The 19,402-nt window shown below is 52.4% G+C and carries 16 protein-coding genes; 11 read left to right on the forward strand and 5 right to left on the reverse strand.

The window, feature by feature from the left end; translation table 11 throughout:
* The first annotated feature begins 58 nt into the window (after nucleotides 1–58).
* Nucleotides 59–952, forward strand: a complete 894-nt coding sequence (locus FYJ73_RS06150) for an AraC family transcriptional regulator (RefSeq protein WP_154533834.1) — start codon at nucleotides 59–61, stop codon at nucleotides 950–952.
* Here FYJ73_RS06150 and FYJ73_RS06155 read toward each other — a convergent pair.
* From FYJ73_RS06155 to FYJ73_RS06180, 5 genes are all read right to left on the reverse strand, one after another.
* Entirely contained in the window at nucleotides 949–1,887 is a 939-nt protein-coding gene (locus FYJ73_RS06155; protein ID WP_154533835.1) for a YitT family protein, read from the reverse strand. The genes FYJ73_RS06150 and FYJ73_RS06155 overlap by 4 nt on opposite strands.
* 8 nt (nucleotides 1,888–1,895) lie before the next feature.
* A complete protein-coding gene (locus FYJ73_RS06160) occupies nucleotides 1,896–2,102 on the reverse strand; it encodes a hypothetical protein (protein WP_154533836.1) in 207 nt (68 codons plus the stop codon).
* Nucleotides 2,099–2,323 (reverse strand): hypothetical protein, encoded by a 225-nt coding sequence (locus tag FYJ73_RS06165; protein ID WP_154533837.1) that lies wholly within the window; start codon nucleotides 2,321–2,323, stop codon nucleotides 2,099–2,101. Before FYJ73_RS06165 ends, FYJ73_RS06160 begins: the two co-directional genes overlap by 4 nt.
* 258 nt (nucleotides 2,324–2,581) lie before the next feature.
* Entirely contained in the window at nucleotides 2,582–4,906 is a 2,325-nt protein-coding gene (locus tag FYJ73_RS06175; protein WP_154533838.1) for a TonB-dependent receptor domain-containing protein, read from the reverse strand.
* A gap of 214 nt (nucleotides 4,907–5,120) precedes the next feature.
* On the reverse strand, nucleotides 5,121–5,378 hold the full coding sequence (locus tag FYJ73_RS06180) for a hypothetical protein (RefSeq protein WP_154533839.1): 258 nt from the start codon (nucleotides 5,376–5,378) through the stop codon (nucleotides 5,121–5,123).
* Nucleotides 5,379–5,834: 456 nt separating this feature from the next.
* Between FYJ73_RS06180 and FYJ73_RS06185 the strand changes: the two genes are divergently transcribed.
* The 10 genes from FYJ73_RS06185 (at nucleotide 5,835) to FYJ73_RS06230 (ending at nucleotide 19,067) form a co-directional block, all read left to right on the forward strand.
* The gene (locus tag FYJ73_RS06185; RefSeq protein ID WP_154533840.1) at nucleotides 5,835–6,269 is read left to right on the forward strand and encodes a hypothetical protein; all 435 of its coding nucleotides are present in this window, start codon (nucleotides 5,835–5,837) and stop codon (nucleotides 6,267–6,269) included.
* A 10-nt stretch (nucleotides 6,270–6,279) separates the two neighbouring features.
* A complete protein-coding gene (gene mobA, locus FYJ73_RS06190; RefSeq protein ID WP_154533841.1) occupies nucleotides 6,280–6,921 on the forward strand; it encodes a molybdenum cofactor guanylyltransferase in 642 nt (213 codons plus the stop codon).
* A gap of 10 nt (nucleotides 6,922–6,931) precedes the next feature.
* Nucleotides 6,932–8,224: an MFS transporter gene (locus FYJ73_RS06195; RefSeq protein WP_154533842.1), complete on the forward strand. Its 1,293-nt coding sequence runs from the start codon at nucleotides 6,932–6,934 to the stop codon at nucleotides 8,222–8,224.
* A gap of 21 nt (nucleotides 8,225–8,245) precedes the next feature.
* Nucleotides 8,246–11,938 (forward strand): nitrate reductase subunit alpha, encoded by a 3,693-nt coding sequence (locus tag FYJ73_RS06200; protein ID WP_154533843.1) that lies wholly within the window; start codon nucleotides 8,246–8,248, stop codon nucleotides 11,936–11,938.
* 1 nt (nucleotide 11,939) lies between these two features.
* Nucleotides 11,940–13,448 carry a nitrate reductase subunit beta gene (gene narH / locus FYJ73_RS06205; RefSeq protein ID WP_154533844.1) on the forward strand — a complete coding sequence of 503 codons (1,509 nt, stop codon included), beginning with the start codon at nucleotides 11,940–11,942 and terminating at the stop codon, nucleotides 13,446–13,448.
* A gap of 15 nt (nucleotides 13,449–13,463) precedes the next feature.
* Complete coding sequence (gene narJ, locus FYJ73_RS06210; protein ID WP_154533845.1) at nucleotides 13,464–13,967, forward strand: nitrate reductase molybdenum cofactor assembly chaperone; 504 nt, start codon at nucleotides 13,464–13,466, stop codon at nucleotides 13,965–13,967.
* Between the two features lie 12 nt (nucleotides 13,968–13,979).
* A complete protein-coding gene (gene narI, locus FYJ73_RS06215; protein WP_154533846.1) occupies nucleotides 13,980–14,645 on the forward strand; it encodes a respiratory nitrate reductase subunit gamma in 666 nt (221 codons plus the stop codon).
* A gap of 37 nt (nucleotides 14,646–14,682) precedes the next feature.
* A complete protein-coding gene (locus FYJ73_RS06220) occupies nucleotides 14,683–16,623 on the forward strand; it encodes a TonB-dependent receptor plug domain-containing protein (RefSeq protein WP_154533847.1) in 1,941 nt (646 codons plus the stop codon).
* 3 nt (nucleotides 16,624–16,626) lie between these two features.
* On the forward strand, nucleotides 16,627–17,166 hold the full coding sequence (locus FYJ73_RS06225) for a nucleoside-triphosphatase (RefSeq protein WP_154533848.1): 540 nt from the start codon (nucleotides 16,627–16,629) through the stop codon (nucleotides 17,164–17,166).
* A 239-nt stretch (nucleotides 17,167–17,405) separates the two neighbouring features.
* Complete coding sequence (locus FYJ73_RS06230; RefSeq protein WP_154533855.1) at nucleotides 17,406–19,067, forward strand: nucleoside kinase; 1,662 nt, start codon at nucleotides 17,406–17,408, stop codon at nucleotides 19,065–19,067.
* Nucleotides 19,068–19,402: the final 335 nt, after the last annotated feature.

Raw genomic sequence — 19,402 nt, forward strand, 5'->3', positions numbered from 1 at the left:
GAAACTGTTTTTTTTGTAAATTCCAAAACTATTCGCTATATTTGCCGCTACATTCACTATGGCCAGTCGCGGAAACCTTAGCTTACCCCAGCTTGCCGAGCGCTATCACATACGGGATATCTTCGGCGGGAGTGTCGCCTACTTCTCTTCAAAAGAGGGCGGCAAGAGTGACTTGCGCGCCTATACCAACAGCATCAGCTGCCACGAGCTCCACCTCATCAGCTCGGGCACAGCCACTGTCACCGTGGGCGATGAGCGGATGGAACTGCATAGCGGTGATTTGCTTCTGCTTCATCCTTTCCAACCCGTCGACTGCTCCTTTCCCGAAGACACGGAGACTGAGGGACTGCTCTTAGAAGACAGCTTCTATCAGCAGCTCATGCAACTCGACGGCGGTGACGCTCCCCTGATGCCCAAGGGCGGCACGGAGCCATGCCTCTATCATCTCGACGCGGCACAGGCTGCGGAACTCAGTGGTATCTTCCAACAGATCCGACGCACAATACACTATGTACATATATATAAGGTGGAGATGCTACGCTCACTGGTGCACGTCTGCCTGCTCTTTATCAGCGAACTGCCCTACGACCGCAGTCTCGTAGCGCCCGACCTCCGGCATAAACAAGACATTCTGAGAATCTTCTTCTTCCTGGCCCATAAGCACTTCCGACAAGAGCGACAGATCGGATTCTATGCCGACAAGCTCAGCATCACCACCACTTATCTCAGCCGCGTGGTGCGTGAGCTCACGGGCAACACCATCAACAACTACCTCAACAACCTCGCCTTTGAGGAAGCCTGCACCATGCTGCGCTCCTCCGACATGCCCATCGGCGAGATCGCTTTCTCCTTAGGCTTCGGCGATCAGAGTGCCTTCACCAATTTCTTCAAGGCACACGCTGGCTGCACGCCCAAAGCCTATCAGAAGGAAAACCGCCAGCAGAACGATTAACTCTGCTTGGCACTCTCCCCTATCTGCTTGTTGATCTCTTCCAGACTGATCTTCTTCCTCACCTTCACACGGTCGAAGCCTTGGCCATAGACACCCGTCACAGCACTCTGCGCCACAAAGGCGTCGGGGTCGATCTCGTCGATAAGGTCGAAGATCAGACTCGACTCGCTGCGCTTGGCGATACAGAAGATGACTTTGATGTCCTTCTTGGAGTAGAAGCCGTTGCCGTTGAGCGTGGAGCAGCCGCGGTCCGCAATCTTGTTGATGGCCTCGCCAATCTCCTGATACTTGTCAGAGATGATGAGGAACTGCACGCTCTGCCGCAGTGAGTTGATGACATAGTCCACACAAAAGGACACGATGAACAGCAGCACATAGCCATAGAGCACCTTCTCCCACGACCGCAGCACTACGTAGCTGGACGTGATGATGGTCATGTCACAAAGCAGGATGATGCGGCCCAGCGACACGTCACGGTACTTGTGCACGATGGCGGCGATGATGTCCGAACCGCCCGTACTGCCGCCTGCTGACAGTCCGAGCCCCACACTCGTGCCCATGAACACGCCACCGACAATGCACGCCATGAACTTCTGGTCAGACAGCGCATGGATGTTCATGCCGAAGATATGCTGAAACAGCGTGGAGGCTACGGTGAAGACGACAACCGCATAGATGGTCTTGGCACAGAAGCGCCAGCCGAGCACGGCGAGCGCGGCGATGAGCAACAGCGCATTGAGCAGGAAATAGGTGTTCTGCACCGGTATGCCCGTACCCCAATAGACGATCGAGGCGATACCCACGATGCCGCCCGTGGTGATCTGGTTGGGCACGAGAAACACGTTGACGCCAATAACTCCAATGAGCATGGCGATGGTGATGATCACATAGTCGCGTATGGTGCGATAGACCGACTTACCTTTTTTTCTTTCCATTCTGTCGTTCAATAATTACTGTTCCGGATTTCTATGGTTATCTCGCGGAAATCGCGCCGTCCCTCTATGTAGTCGGCATAGAGCTCCTCTGCCGGACGTCCCTTGAGAAACTGACACGCTCCGCAATTGTCGCAGTCGCTGATGCAGCGAAAGGCCTCAACGACAAAGTGCTCTCGCTCCTCGCGTGTGGAGCCCTTGATGTCCGGCGGTGTCATCGGCGCTGCCTCCCTGCGAAACGCTCGCTGTATTCCCTGTTGATGTCGGCCAGCTCCCGCTTGCCGTCGATATAGTCCTGATAGATGCCGTCGACAGTACCGCCGCCGAGCCAACAGCTTGAACAGTTCTCACAACCGCCGGCCCCGCAGTCGAGCGAGCCGCGGATGATGCGGACGCGCTCCTCGCGCGTCGTGTCCTTGATGAGTATGCTTTTTCCCATAGTCTTGCAAACTTGCTTTTGATATGGCAAAAGTAATCATTTTCTGTTATATTTCCCCACTTTCCCCTATATTTCTTTTCATCAGAGAATTGCCACCAACGACACACATTATACTATGGCGGAGATAAGCCCGTTTAGGACTCTGCTTAGAGGTGTCACTGATGTCAAGTTCTACCTTTTCAGACTAACAAAGCTCTTTGCCTAGACAACACGCTTTTACAGGTGAGCCATTTTTCTCATTTTAAGAACACCGTAGAATTACATTCTGTTCTTCTGGCTTTGACCTGCTCCTGTACCCTTATACTTGCTTCGAGTGACATTGAACTTATAACGGACTGTCAATGAGATTTTACTTGTTGAGAACTCATCGAAGATGGTTTCCTTCAGTTTGCCGTATTTACCTATGATGTGACTGTCGTTCGTACCAAACACGTCGTTAACATAAAGCTGGAAAGTCAAGCAGTCTTTTAGGAAGCTTTTGTATATAGACAGGTCGGTGTTGAACATCGGTTTGTAGATATAATGGTTCTCCTCGTATCCCTTTGTGATGTAAGTCATCATAACGGAGAACATCGCCCATTTCGTATCGAAAGTGTTGTTGAATTTAAGTTCCGCTATAGGATTGTTAAGATAATATCCGTCCCTTGTTTCTAACTTGAACCATTGCTTCTCAATCAATGCTGACAGCTCTGGATGCCAAATGCCAAAGGTAGGCTGCAAGGTGAGCGACGAAGTCACATTGTTATAAGATTCGCCATTTATCATCCTCATCAATCCAATGGTGGCATTGTCCTTATACATCTCTACAGTCTGATATATCGGATCGGATACATGTTCATAAGTCAAGTTGAAAGTCAGCCATTTGTAGGCGAGGTCGTAACTTATATTTCTTGAAATCTCTGAGACAAGAAACGGATTACCGGTTTCATATGTATAATGATTGCTATATTGCACACCGCTTCTTAATACCCAGTAGTTAGGACGATCGATGTCGGCTGCATAGCTCAGCTGCATCTGTACATTGCCAAACGGCATCGAAAGGCTGAGAGACGGAAACCAGTTGTCGTAAGTCTTGCTTTGCTCCGACATATACTTACCATCGTCATAATATTTGAAATCAACATTCTCGTATCGCAATCCCGCTTCCATGTTCAACTTGCCAAAGTCACGACTATAAGTAACGAACGCAGAGGACATGCCCTCTTTAATGCGGTCTCTTACATTGTCGGCAAGAGTATTTGGTATGATGGCGTAGTTGGTGTTACGATTGGTGAACGAATACTCGCCACCTACAGACAAGTCACCACCCAAAAGCGGATAAGAGAGCACCGTTTTGGAAGCTATCAAGCGGTTGTACTTTGAAGTGGTACTGTTTACAAGTTGGTTTTGCATATCCGAGTTCACTTCCTGATAATGCTCATCTATATTGTTTTTATTGTTTCCTTTCGACCAAAACCAATCGGTATTGAAGTCAATACCCAATTTACCTACCTTACCTACATAATATATATTACTTGACAAGTTGCTATTCTGCCCAAACTCCGATAGGATAGAAGTGTTGGTCTCAGTCAGATCTTCATCTCTCAGCACAGAGCCTTCCGTCTTTCCGTCTGTTATCAGCTTTGGATTGCGCAAGAAACTAAAGCTTGCTCCCAACGAATTGTTGTCGTCAAACTGATAACTGACATTCAAGCGAGAACTGAAAGTTTCGGTTTTGTTCTTCCAACGTGTTTTGTCCTGTTGGTTCCATGTCTTGTCAAGATAGGTCATCTGATGCAAGTCCTTCTCGTCTGGCGACGATTGTTTTGAGCCATAGGCGTAGGCGCCAAGCTCCAATCCGCTCTTACGGTAATACATATTCAGTCTGTCATATCCGCCAATGTTCTTTTTCTCGTCGTACGATCCTTCTGTTGTAGCGTCAAATCCGAATCCATCTCCTTGTATCTTCTTTGTGGTGATACGTATAACAGCCTTCGTGCTTGCAGCATAACGAGCACCTGGGTTAGATATTACTTCAACCGACTTGATGTTGTCCGAACTCAAACGGTCGAGTTCGCTTCTGTCTCTCATCTGTCGTCCATTGATATAGATGATAGGCTCGCCACGTCCAAACACCTTTATGTTGCCATTCTGTGCAGACACGTTAGGTATGCGGTCGAGCAGATGCTCCATTGTTCCTGCCTTTTCAAGGACAGAACCAACAATAGTAGTCACCATTCCCCCATTTTTCAAAACGGTTTTTGGCAAAGATGATTTTACTACCACTTCGTCGAGCATCCTGCTATCTTCTTCCATCTTGATAACTCCCACATTCTCACCTGTGCAGTTCTTGAATATTGTCTTATAGCCTACAGAAGTTACCTTGAGAATTCCACCGCTGCAAGAGGAGTCGATGGAAAAGCACCCGTTCTCTCCACTCACAGCCCCATTGACAAATGTTGAATCTTGACGGTTTAGGAGCACTACATTTGCAAAGGCCAGAGGCTCTCCTTTGGAATCTACAATCTTTCCTGAAATGTTCTGTGCCATCATCTGTGACATTGTTGAGAAACAAACGACTATTGTCAAGAAAAACTTTTTCATAATACGACTTTTTTTATAATCAAACAGGCGGAATCAATTCGCAAGTGCAAATTTACAAAGTCTTTTTGTAAACGAATTCATCTGGAGTGAGGAAATTTAATTTTTCCCTTAGTCTTGCGTTAATTTTTCTTTGTATCATCTTTATTCTCTGTTGACTTACATTCTTGAAATCGGTACCGTTTGGTATGTATTGCCTTATGAGGCCGTTTGTGTTTTAGATGCCACCCTTTTTCCATGGTGCATGAGGATCGGCAAAGGCCTCTTTGCCATGGGGCAGTTTTTTCATGACCAGCCAGTCTGTACTTCTGTCTATTATAGTCACAATTGCTCCTTTATTGTTTTTTCCTACTATGGTGTCCATTTCCAGGTCGCCGATTCTTCTTCCATCTGCCTTCTTGGGCCGTTCATGGATACTTGCGCGGTTGGGTATCTTTATGCGTGCTTCTCCGACCGGTCGGCGTCTATGCTTCAAGTGATGCCGACAGTTCTTCACTCCTGATGAAGTCGTTTACAAAAAGACTTCGTAAATTTGCACTTGCTAATTGACTCCGCCCCGTCGACGAATGGGTGGTAAAAGGTTAATCGACAAAGGATTTCAAGGGCTTAAAGGATGATACTTTGCCGCAAGGTGCGATGATCCACTGGCAGGGCGCGCTCTATGTTGTGTTCAAAGCATCCTACCAAGAAAACCTTTGTGACTCCCTAAGGCAGAAGACCTAGACCCACAGTCTGTGATTTATAACGAAGAGCAACTGAATGCACTTAAACTGAACTCATCGCCTTAAACTTTAAGCAAAATTAAGTCTTTACGGTAACAATTGTTACCCCTGAAAGAAAAAAATCAATACCACGGAATAAAAAAAAACGTCAGAAGGTCACGAACTCAAAGAAATTACCTAACTTTGAGGCGAACTAATAGCAATAGCCCATGAAATCTAAGACACAATTCCTTCTGACGGTCCTTTTCTGGGGCAGCGTTTGGGGTATCATCGAAGCCTCCTTAGGGTGGGTGCTCCATGCCACCCACCTCCATCATGGCACGTCGAATATCCTCTTTGCCTTTGGCATCTTCTGTATGCTCTCCGCAGCAGCCCGGAGTGGCAAAGGCTCCGTTGCCGTCATGCTCACCGCTGTGGTGGCTGCTGTCATCAAGTTGTCGGACCTCCTTCTTCCCGGTGTTGAAGGCGGTGTGCTCCATCCCGCACTCTATATTCTCTTGGAAGGAGCCATGATATCCGTCGTGAGCCAGTTTTTCTCTTTCCACTCACGCATAGCGCAACGTCCCACCTTGTCACTGTGGGAGACACGCCTCGCCGCCCCCGCTTTCGCCGTGGCGGTAGCGCTGACACTTATCACAGGCTAATGTCAGGCCTATGCCCACCCATCTACCGTCATCTTCCTCCCTGCTGACGGGTGCCATCCTCGCCGGAGGCCACAGCAGCCGTTTTGGGAGCAACAAAGCACTTTTCGCCCCCGATGGCGAGACTCTCATCAGCAAAGCCGCTGACCTGCTCCGTCCGCTTACGGGAGAAGTGCTCGTCAGTGCCAGTCCTGCCCATGCCGGGACATATGATTTTCTCGGTCTGGAGATCGTTGAGGACCTGCATCCCGACAGCGGTCCCTTAGGGGGACTGGAGGCGCTGCTCCAGCGTTGCAGCACACCCTGGCTGCTTGTCCTGACCTGCGACATGCCCTTTGTGGACAGCGACGCGCTCCTGACGATGATTCGCCACGCACTCCAACCGCAAGGGCACCATCACGGCGTTCTTCCCCGCGCACTCGCTTGGCGGCGCTGTGACGGCAGCATCTCACCCTTCCCGCTGCTTATAGAACAAGACGCGCTGGCCATTCTCCAAGGCCGCATCCGCGCTGGAAAATTAAGCATGAAAGGTCTGCTCTGCGCCGTGGACACCTATTATATCACGTCTCCTTCTGATCGCCTGCTCAGTAATATCAACCGACCGGAAGACTGGACAGATAGAAAATTTTCTAAAGACAATATAGCAAATACCTAAATCAAGCATTATGGTACAATCGCAATTCAAACTCAAAGGAACGCCCTCCTCAGCACTTTTGGGAGCCACCCTCGGCTTCTTCTTTGGCGTGATGGCCATCTCGCTCTTCGGTCCTACAAGCACGACACTCGGAGCCGCCATGGGCTTGGGCGCTACAGAGCTCGGCCTGCTCGTCTCTGTGCCGTCACTCACCGGTTCTCTGCTGCGTATACCTTTCGGCGCCATGGTCGACACCAATGGCGGTCGACGAGGATTCCTTTTTCTACTCGCCGCGGCTGTCTTAGGGCTTGGGGCACTGAGTATACTCTTCACGCTATATCCCGTAGAGACTCCAGGGAGCATGACGGGTCTCTACCCCATAGTTCTGTTACTTGGTTGCTTGGCTGGATGCGGAATCGCCACATTCTCTGTTGGAGCTTCACAGTCAAATTATTGGTTTGCCAAGAGTCGTCAGGGATATGCCTCTGGAATATATGGCGGACTGGGCACCACTTCCGCCGGCATCCTGGCTTTCGCCCTTCCGCTACTGCTACATCGCTTCGGGTTCACGGCCGCCTACTATATTCTGACGGGCGTGATGCTCCTCGGTCTCCTATTATATATATGGCTTGGAGCCAATCCACCCTATTTCCAGTTTCTCAAAGCCGGTAAAAGCGCAGAGGTGGCGCGCGACAACGCACTGGCCTGCGGGCAGGAGCTCTTCCCCAAAGGTAATGCCGCTACAAGTCTGAAAATCTCGGCCCGCATCCCACAGACATGGATGCTCGTTCTCTGCTATTTCACAACTTTCGGCGGGTTTATGGCTTTGACAGCTTGGTTTCCCACATTCTGGAAGAAAGGCATGGGACTGGACCCGATGCTTGCTGGAGGTCTCACGGCAGTATTCTCTATCCTTGCTGCCTTGCTACGCGTGCCAGGTGGTAGACTATCCGACCGCATCGGCGGCGAGAAGGTCTCCATGGGTGCCCTTGCTTTATTGGCAGTTGCCGGTCTGCTGATGAATATCCCAATGGGATGGGTGGGCCTCTTCTTCGTCAGCCTACTCATCGCTGTGGCATTTGGCTTCAACAATGGCGCCACGATGAAGCTCGTACCCGTATATGTCAGTGAGGGTGTGGGCGGTGCTAATGGCTGGGTAGGTGGACTCGGCGCTTTCGGCGGCTTTGTCTTCCCGCCGTTGATGGGACGCCTCGTTGACCTCTCGCCGACAAATGGCTACGGTCTTGGCTTCCTGCTCTTCACTGGATTTGCCGTGCTCGTGATGGTCATCAACTACTTTGGCATGATGCGCAATAAATCATGACTCGAACTTTATTTTTATGCTATGAACACAATATTCAACAATCTAAAATATTTCATCAACCGCAAGGACGTGACCAATGAGGAGTGGGAGCATTTCTACCGCACACGCTGGGCCCACGACAAGGAGGTGCGCTCCACCCACGGTGTGAACTGCACCGGTTCCTGCTCATGGCGCATCTTCGTGAAGAAAGGTATCGTCACGTGGGAGATGCAGCAGACCGACTACCCTGCGACACGTCCTGGGCTACCCAACCATGAGCCGCGAGGCTGTCCACGCGGTGCCAGCTACAGCTGGTATCTCTATAACTCCGGACGCGTGAAGCATCCGATGATTCGCAAGGAGCTCCTCGACCTCTGGGAGGCTGCCTTGGCCCAGCATCCCGACCCCGTCGAGGCGTGGGCGTCAATCATGGAGGATGAGCAGAAGCGCAACAGCTATAAGCGGGTGCGCGGACTCGGAGGCTTTGTACGCCTCGACTGGCCGACAGCACTGCAGATTATGTCGGCCAGCAACATCTACACCATCAAGAAGTTCGGGCCCGACCGCTTAGTGGGCTTCACGCCGATTCCTGCCTTCTCTATGCTCAGCTACGCCTCCGGCACACGCTACCTCAGCCTGCTTGGCGGTGCCTGCCTGAGCTTCTACGATTTCTATTGCGACCTTCCACCATCGTCGCCTCAGACGTGGGGCGAACAGACTGACGTACCGGAGAGTGCCGACTGGTACAACGCCTCGTTCCTCCTTCTTTGGGGCAGTAATGTGCCCACGACACGCACGCCCGACTCGCCGTTCTACACACAGGTGCGCTATAAAGGTACACAGGTTGCTGTTGTCTCACCAGACTATAGCGATGCCTCGAAGTTCGCCGACGTCTGGATGGCACCGAAGCAAGGTACCGACTCAGCACTGGGCATGGCGATGGGGCATGTCATCCTCAAGGAGTTCTACAAAGACCGCACGGTGCCCTACTTCGACGAATACGTGCGCAAGTTCACCGATCTGCCCTTCCTCGTAAAGTTAGAGGATACCGGAGACGGGCGCTATGCCTCCGGTATGCTCCTTCGAGCTGCTGACCTCAAGGACAATTTTGGGGTGAAAGCGAAGGCCGAATGGTATCCTATCACTATCGATGACGTATCGGGCGAGCTTGTCACACCCAACGGCAGTATCGGCAGCCGATGGAACGACGAGGGGCGATGGAACCTCAAATGCGAAGACGTCCGGACGGGTAAGCCCTTCACACCACGGCTCTCGCTCATGGACCACCGCGATGACGTCGTGACACTCCTCGACCCATACTTCGGTGGTACCGACTATCAGAATCCACATTTCGCCGCTACCCGCCATCCCGACATCATCGAGCACAAGGTGCCCGTCATACATATTGAGACGAAAGACGGTGTGGTGTGCTGTGCCAATGTCTTTGACCTATTAATGGCACATTATGGCATCGACCGCGGACTTGACGACGCCAACTGCGCCACGAGCTACGACGATGACCTGCCTTACACACCGAAGTGGCAGGAACAAATCACCGGCGTGAAAGCCGAGAAGGTCATCCAGACAGCACGAGCCTTTGCTGCCACAGCAGAGAAGACACGCGGCAAGAGCATGATCATCATCGGTGCCGGCGTCAACCAGTGGTATAACACCGACATGACCTACCGCGCTGCCATCAACATGTTGATGCTTTGCGGCACCCTCGGCGTCAACGGTGGTGGTTGGAGCCATTATGTCGGTCAGGAGAAAGTGCGCCCACAAGCTGGCTGGGCACAGATGGCCTTCGCCTTAGACTGGAAGCGCCCACCACGCCACATGAACACCGTGAGCTATATCTATGAGCATGCCGACCAATGGCGCTACGAGAAGGTGACCGTCGACGAACAACTGTCCCCCCTTGCCCATAAGGAGCCATGGAAGGGCCTGACGCTCCTCGACTGCAACATCAAGAGTCAACGGATGGGCTGGCTGCCGTCGTCACCGGCGTTCAACCGCAGCTCCCTCGCCCTGTGCCGCGAAGCCACCGAGGCCGGCATGAGCGAGAAAGACTATGTCTGTCAGCAGCTCCATGAGGGCAAGCTGTCGCTGGCTGCCGAAGACCTCGACGCAAGGGAGAACAGTCCGAAGGTACTCTTCATCTGGCGCGCCAACCTCATCGGCTGCTCAGCCAAAGGCATGGAATATTTTATGAAGCATCTCCTCGGCGCACAGAACAACGTGCTTGGCCAAAACTTAGAGCAGTGTGGACAGCCCTTGCCCAAATACGAGAAATGGCATTCCGAGGACACCGTCGGCAAACTCGACCTCGTGGTGAACATCGACTACCGCATGACGCAGTCGAGCATCTTCGCCGATATCGTCCTGCCCGCCGCCACATGGTATGAGAAAGAGGACATCTCCTCGACCGATATGCACCCCTTCCTCCATCCTTTCAGCAAAGCCGTCGACCCCGTGTGGGAGAGTCGCACCGACTGGGATATCTTCCGAGAACTGTCGAAGGTCTTCTCCGAGATGGCACACGGACATCTCGGCCACGAGAAAGACGTGGTCTACACACCACTGGCCCACGACAGCGCCGGAGAAATCAGCGAACCGCTTGATGTCAGCGACTGGAAGGAGACAGGAGAGATGCCGGAACCGGGGCGCAACATGGGCAACCTCGTCGTAGTCACGCGCGACTACCCCGACATCTACCGGCAATTTACTACCGTTGGTCCTAATATCCGCGACAAGGGCATCGGCGGCAAGGGCATCGGCTGGTCGGCACAAAAGGAATACGACGAGCTCAAAGCCATGAACGGTGTGGACCGCGAGGAAGGCATCAGCAAGGGCATGCCCCTCATCCGCGAGGCAACGCAAGCCTGCGACGCTGTGCTCACCCTCGACCCCACAAGCAACGGCGATGCCGCCTTCCGCTCATGGAAAGCGCTGGAGAAGAGTGTGGGACTGCCACTGGCGGAACCGCTCACGGCAGACTTCGGCAAGACGAAATACACCTATAAGGACCTCGTCGCCCAGCCCCGCCTGTCACTGCCCACACCCATCTGGTCGGGTATCAACAACAAGACCACGGAGTATACCGCCAACTACACCAACATACATTATCTCATCCCGTGGCGCACAGTGACCGGCCGTCAGAGCTTCTATCAGGACCATCCGTGGATGCGTGCCTTCGGTGAGGCCCTTGTGAGCTACAAGCCGCCACTGGCGAAGAAGGAAATCAACAACCTCAAAGAGCGGCTCCATCTCAGCGACGACACGCTGGCACTGAACCTGCTCACGCCCCATAACAAGTGGACCATCCACTCGTCGTGGAACGACAACCTGCTGATGCTCACCCTCGGACGCGGTGGTCCCGTCATCTGGATGAGCGAGACCGATGCTGCCAAGCTCAGCATCTGCGACAACGACTGGGTGGAGGTCATCAACGACAACGGATCTGCCATGGCACGAGCTTGCGTAAGCCAGCGCATCCCCGAGGGCGCACTCTATATGTATCATAACCAGGGCCGTACTGTCAATGTGCCGCTCAGTCCGCTGACGGGTAACCGTGGAGGCATTCATAACTCCATCTCGCGGCTCTGTCCCAAGCCTACACATATGATCGGTGGCTATGCGCAACTGTCATACAGCTTGAACTATTACGGTACGATAGGTGCCAACCGCGATGAGTATGTGCTGTTGAGAAAAGTCGACAACGTAAATTGGGAATAAGATGAAGATCAAGACACAAATAGCAATGGTCCTCAATCTGGACAAATGCATAGGTTGCCACACATGCTCCGTGACCTGCAAGAACGTGTGGACATCGCGTAAGGGTATGGAATATGCGTGGTGGAATAATGTAGAGACCAAGCCAGGACCCGGTTATCCTAAGAAGTGGGAAGACCAGGATAAATACCGCGGAGGATGGGTGCGGACCAAGGACGGCAGCACAACGCTACGTCTCGGCAACCGTCCGAAGGTGATGTCACAGCTCTTCTCCAATCCTTATCTGCCTCAGGTGAGCGACTACTACGAGCCGTTCACCTTCGCCTTCTCATCGCTGAAAGGCAAGCGGCGGCTGAAGACGCCACCCTCTGCACGACCCTTTTCCATGATTACGGGCAAGCAGATGGACAAAGTCAAGGACGGTCCCAACTGGGAGGATGACCTCGCAGGAACATTCGACGAACGCAAGAGCGACCCCAACCTCAACGGCATTGACACGCAGGGCTTTGAGGAGTTTGAGCGTACATTTATGTTCTACGTACCGCGTCTCTGTGAGCACTGTCTGCATCCAGCGTGCATACCCAGTTGTCCCTCAGGTGCCATCTACAAACGCAAGGATGGCGTAGTACTAATCAATCAGGACCGATGCCGTGGCTGGCGCCAGTGCGTGTCGGCTTGTCCGTATAAGAAAATCTATTTCAACCACCAGCGTATGAAGAGCGAGAAATGCGTCTTCTGCTATCCGCGCATCGAGGACGGACAGCCCACGGTGTGCAGCGAGACCTGTGTGGGGCGCATGCGCTACCTCGGTGTCATCCTATACGATGCAGAGAAGATCGACGACTACGCCGCTGCTGATGAGCGCGAACTGGTCAGCCGTCAGCGTGAGATGATACTCGATCCCAACGATCCCACGGTCATCGCTGAGGCTGAGCGGCAGGGTATCAGTCACAACTATATCCTGGCTGCGCAGAAGAGTCCTACGTACAAAATGATGAAAGAGTGGGCCATAGCCTTCCCCCTTCACCCAGAGTACCGTACACTGCCCATGGTGTGGTATGTACCAGCCATGAGTCCAAAGAAAGAGAAACTATCTGAAGAAGAGCAGAAAGCCGACAGCAGTAATACTACGGAGATGGATTATTTCGCCAAGGTTGACGACATGCGCATCCCGGCACAGTATTTCGCCAACCTGCTCACGGCGGGAGACCCACAGCCCATACGCCAAGCCCTCGCCAAGCTCGTCGCCCTGCGTGCGTTCATGCGGCGGAAGACCGTCGACGGTGTGGAACACCCTGACGTGCCCGAAGCTTTGGGACTCTCGGCAGAACAATACGATGACATGTACCGCCTGCTCGCCATCGCTAACTATGAAGACCGATTTGTCATCCCCTCAGCACCCAAGCAGCAAGGCAGTCACCATTTTGACGAGCGGACGGGGCTCGGCTTCGACGATGAAGAACAGAACTTCGTAGAAGGCTGCAAGCGCCACAACCTCTTCGCCGGTAGGTAAACAAAGCCATAGACGATGATACAGACATATAATATTCTCTCCCTCCTTCTCGACTATCCCACAGAAACACTGTGGGACAGCCGCAGTGAGGTGCTCCCGGCTCTCATGGCTGAGGGCGTGCTCAATGAGAAAGCACTCGACTGCATCCGGTCCTTCCTCAACTATGTGGCGACGTTTGACAACGCACGCAGTTGGCAAGCAGCCTACAGCGACCTCTTCGATACCGCAACGAAGACCAACCTCTATCTCTTCGACATGGTCTACGGCACGAGCCGCGACCGCGGACAGGCCATGGTAGACCTGAAAGAGGAGTATCTCAAAGCAGGACTCATGCCTGCCGAAGACGAGCTACCCGACTACCTGCCGATGTATTTGCAGTATGTTGCCAGCATGGGCAGCCAGACAGAGGCACATGCCGCTATCGACGACATCCGTGACGTACTCTCGAAAATGGACGACCGCTTCCGGAAGGAGCGGCATCCCTATGAGCCACTCATCGCGCTCTTGAAAGAACTTTAAACACCCGACGCTATGCACACTTTTCTATTCCAATATCTCCCATATATCGCCGGCGCACTGTTCGTCTGTGGTGTCACTTACCGCATCGCAGCGCAAGGTAAGACGGTGCAAGCTTATTCCACTCAGTTTCTGAGCAACGACCCGCTACTCAAGTGGGGCAGCAACCTCTTCCATGTAGGCATCATCCTGGTGTTCTTCGGACATATCTTCGGACTGCTCGCTCCTGAGTGGTCCTACGATTGGCTCATCACCAACGAGCAGAAACGACAGCTCGCCATCATCATGGGCAGCGGTGCGGGACTCATCACCCTCGTGGGAATCTGTCTGCTGACGCTGCGACGCTTCACCAACAGCCGTGTCGTGGCCAACAGCCATCTCGGCGACTATCTCTTTGTGGTGCTCATCTTCCTGCAGATTGTCACAGGACTGCTGGGAACCGTAGAGACCGTCAACAGCGACCTCGACCACTATATGAACCTCGACCGTTGGGCGCAGGGACTCTTCACCTTCCTGCCCGGAGCCTCCGACTATATCGCTCATGCCTCGCTGCCCCATAAGATTCATATCCTCCTCGGCTTCCTCCTGGTCATCATCTTTCCTTTCACCAAGCTGATGCACATGACGGCAATACCCGTGAGGTATCTCATCGACTATTTCCAACGGATGATAAAAAGATAATCATTCATAGTATTCAAATAAAAAACGCAAGCACATTATGTTGTTACTATCTGCTGCCGTGGCGGCACTGCCCTTAACGGCCAAACCACTCATGGATACTGCCCAAGTGTTCCACTTGGGCGAAGTGAAGGTGTTTGAGCACCAACGTACTTTCAAAGCCAATCAGGTCAGCGATGACTTCATCAAGTCGGCAGACATACAACGCGTCTCCGAAGCCCTCAACTGGGTGCCGGGACTTATAGTCCAGGAGGCAGGCGGTCGTAGCGAAGCCGGCTTCACACTCCGCGGCATCAGCAGCGCCGACGTACCCATCTATATTGACGGCGTGCCCATGACGGCACCCTACGATGGCACCGTAGACCTCTACCGACTCCCCGCTGGAATGCTAAGCAAGATAGATGTCAACAAGTCGGCCAGCTCACTGCTTTTAGGCGGCAACACACTCGGACCATCTATCAACCTCATCTCACGACAACCCCAGAAGCCGCTGGAGTTGCATTTCGACGTGAACACCCTCTGGCACGGCAACCTCAACGTGGGTGGACGCTGGGGGCAGTGGTTTGCGCAGGTGGACATTGGCTATGCCAACGTCAGCAACTTCCGACTTCCACACAGCTATCCTACCGACTCACCATATCTTGACGGACACAAACGGCTCAACTCCCGGACACGGGACGTCAACCTCAACGCCAAGGTAGGCTTCGTGCCCAATGCCACCGACGAGTATGTCGTGGGCTACACACTCGTGCGCGCTGAGAAACATATCCCACCTTATCTCGGTGAGAACGGAAAAGCACAGTTCCGTATCTATCCTGAATGGAACAAGGACGAGGTCTATTTCCATTCCATGACACGGCTGACTCCCACACTCACACTGAAGAGCCGGTTGTGGTACGACACCTTCAAGAATACACTCGACTCCTACGACGACTTTACCTATTCCACTCAGCAGGGCAAGCAGGGATGGACAAGTATCTACAACGACTACGCCTTGGGGGCCAACGCCAACATCATCTGGTCTACAGCCAACAACAACGACCTGAAGTTTGGCGTGAACTACAAATATGATGTCCACCGTTCTCATAATGTAGGTGAACCGGTAGCACATCTCAGCGAGGGCATCTACTCTTTTGTCATGGAGGACGAAGCGCGCCTCAACCGGCAGTTGTCCCTCACGGCTTCTATAGGATGGTTTGGACGTCAGGGCTACAAGGTGGAGGAATACAACAGCAAGACAGGTATCTCCGACCTGCCCAACTCCCACGACAGCAACATCAATGCCCTTGCCGCACTCGACTACCATCCTTCTGCCAACCAGCACCTCAGGTTCACGATGAGCCGCTCCTCGCTCTTCGCCCGTATGAAGGACAGATACTCTTATAAGCTCGGTAAGGCCATCCCGAATCCCGACTTAGGCACACAGAACGCCATCAACCTCGATATCGCCTACGAGGGACGTTGGCATAACCTCTCCTGGCAGGCAGGAGCATTCTATAACTTCATCAACGACATCATCCAGGAGGTCACGGGCGTCGATGCCAGCGACCCGAAAATCTATCAGTTGCAAAATCGGGGAAAGGCACAGTACCGTGGTTTTGAGTTTGGTGCCGGCTATGAACTTTCCTGGCTGACGGCTCATGCCAACTACAGTATGACCGATCAGCGCAACATGGACCATAAGGACCTGAAGTTTCTCTACAGTCCGAAGAGCAAGTTCACTGCCTTCTTGGAGTTGCGCCCCATCTGGCACCTACGCTTGCAGGGACGTCTGATCGCACAGAGCAAAGCCTTCTCGTCGTCCAACGGCAGCACCTCCACGGCTGGCTTCGCCACCATTGATGCCAGCCTGGCACGGAAGATATGGAAGACAGATGTCAAGGTGGGGGTGCTCAACGTTGCCGACCGGGTTTACGAATACACGGAGGGATACCCCTTGCGTGGCCGCACATGGTATGCCAGTATATCCTTTGATTTATAAGATATGAAGATAACTATTTTCACAGGACCGCGTGGTGCCGGTAAGTCCACGCGCTTCATACACGAATACCGAAGCCACGGCAACGGCCTCTGCTTCTTCTCCTTGAAGAAGCGGGACGATGATGGAAATGTCTGCGCCTACGACCTCGTGCTCTATCCCAAGGGCGAGGAGCTGCCCTTCTTTGTGAAAGACCCTGACGTCGACATGGAGACAGCATCGAAGGAGACGCTGGCAGTAAGAGACCTCACCAACGGGCTGATGCACAGTTGCAGCTATTTCGTTCATCTCTCTGCCTTCGACCGCGCCATGCAATATTATAAGGAGCATCCAGAAGCCAAAGAAATATGGATAGACGAGATTGGGCGCATAGAAGTGGCAGGCAAGGGCTTTTATGAATTGCTGATGACTGCCATTGTTGACGGTAAAGATGTATTTATCGTAGCACGCAACAATTTTGTACCAAAACTCATACCTCTGCTGCCAACTGATGCTGACATCAATATAGTGGAAATCAACACTAATAAAACCGAAACACCTACATGATGATTTAAAGCCCTTCCAACGGTAATAATCATTGAAGCAAATATCAAAGGTCTATTTCTTCTATTTGTGTACAACTAACATCTCGTTGATAATCAAATAGACTTCTACCATGACGGAGTTGGGTGATTTCCTGTTTTAAAACGAAAAGAATGTCTATAAAAAAGCGATAGGACTATGATTCTTAGAAAAAAAGTACTATATTTGCAAGGTAAGATTAAAAATAAGAGTCAAAGACTATGATGAAACCAACCATTCAGATACGCTGCAAAAACAATGGGCAGACGCTCACCGCACCCATTGGCAGCACACTTTCAGAAGTGTTTCACAACGCAGGTATTGACATGAAATACGGACCGATCTGCGCCAAGGTCAACAACAAGGTGGAGGGTATGCACTACCGCATCTACCACAACAAGGACGTGGAATTTCTCGACATGACCTCCGGCTCGGGCTCCCGAAACTACACCCGCTCGCTCTTCTTCGTGCTCTGCAAGGCCGTCCATGACCTCTATCCACAAAGCAAGGTGGTCATCGACATTCCCGTGAGCAAGGGCTACTACGTCGATCTGACCATCGGCCACGAGGTCACCGACAGCGATGTGGCGCGCATCCGCCAGCGCATGCAACAGATCATCGACGCCAAGATGCCGATCCGCCGCTTCGAAGTGCCCACCGAGGATGCCGTCAAGATGTTTGAGGAGAAAGGCGACAAGGCCAAGTCGAAGCTCCTGCGCAGTGCTGGCTCGCTCTATACGACCTATTACCAGATCGACGACTATGTCGACTACTACTATGGCTCGCTGCTGACCAACACGTCGAAGATCTATCTCTTCGGACTGGAGAAATATTTCAACGGACTGCTCCTGCGCATTCCCGACCTCAAAGACCCGGGCGTGCTGCCACAGATGACGCGGCAGGACAAGATGTTTGAGATCTTCCGCGAGCATCATCGCTGGCAGGAGATCATGGGACTGCGCACCGTCGGTGACTTCAACGAGATGGTGCGCAAGGGGCAGGCTACCAATCTGATCAACGTCTCGGAGGCCTTGCAGGAGAAGAAACTCACAGAGATCGCCGACGAGATTGCCAGCCGCAAGGATGTGAAACTCGTGCTCCTCGCCGGACCGTCTTCTTCCGGAAAGACCACTACCTGCAAGCGTCTAAGCATACAACTGCTGGCCAACGGCATCAAACCTCTGCAGATTTCGCTCGACGACTATTTCGTCGACCGTGAGCACACGCCCAAGGACGACAAGGGCGAATATGACTACGAGAGTATCTATGCCCTCAACCTCAAGCTCATCAACGACCAGTTCAACGCGCTCTTCCGCGGCGAGGAGATAGAGTTGCCGAAGTATAACTTCCAGACGGGACGAAGCGAGAAAAGCGGAAAGAAACTGCGCATGCAGCCCAACAACGTACTCGTCGTCGAGGGCATCCACGCCCTGAACCCTGAGCTCACGGCACAGATTCCCGAAGCGCAGAAGTTCCGCGTCTATGTCTCGGCGCTGACAACCATCCTGCTCGACGACCACAACTACATCCCCACGACCGACAACCGCTTATTGCGCCGTATCATCCGCGACTATAAATACCGTGGCGTCAACGCTCAGGAGACGATCCACCGCTGGCCGTCGGTGCGTGCGGGTGAGAACAAATGGATCTTCCCCTATCAGGAGAACGCCGACGTGATGTTCAACTCGGCCATGCTCTTCGAGCTCGCCGTCATCAAACAGCAGGCCGAACCGCTTCTGGAACAAGTGCCAGAGAACTGCGAGGAGTACAGCGAAGCTTACCGCCTGCGCAAGTTCCTGAAGTACTTCCAGCCTATCCCCAACCGCGACATCCCGCCGACAAGCCTGCTCCGTGAGTTCTTGGGTGGCAGCTCGTTTAAATATTAACAAACAGCTCTGTATTATTAACTCCCCAAAAAATGATCATACTTATCCTTGGTATCATTATCCTATCTTGTATCATCGCAAGAGTATATACACACGCTTACAAGAGGAAGGGCGAGATCCTTCCTCTGTTATGCGTGATTGTATTTGTTCTCATCAAAAAACTGATGCGAGTAACTTTGGGGGCAACCCTTATCGAAACGATACTAATATCTGTTTTGTACTTATCCTTACTGGCAGTGGTAATAAAGTTTTTGATTTGCAAAAAATGATCAAGACAGCAGCGTTTTATCTTTTTACTTTGATACAATTATACCTATATTCTCTACTTTCTCGTA

Origin of the sequence: Hallella mizrahii, from assembly GCF_009695775.1 — a bacterium.
Taxonomy (GTDB): domain Bacteria; phylum Bacteroidota; class Bacteroidia; order Bacteroidales; family Bacteroidaceae; genus Prevotella; species Prevotella mizrahii.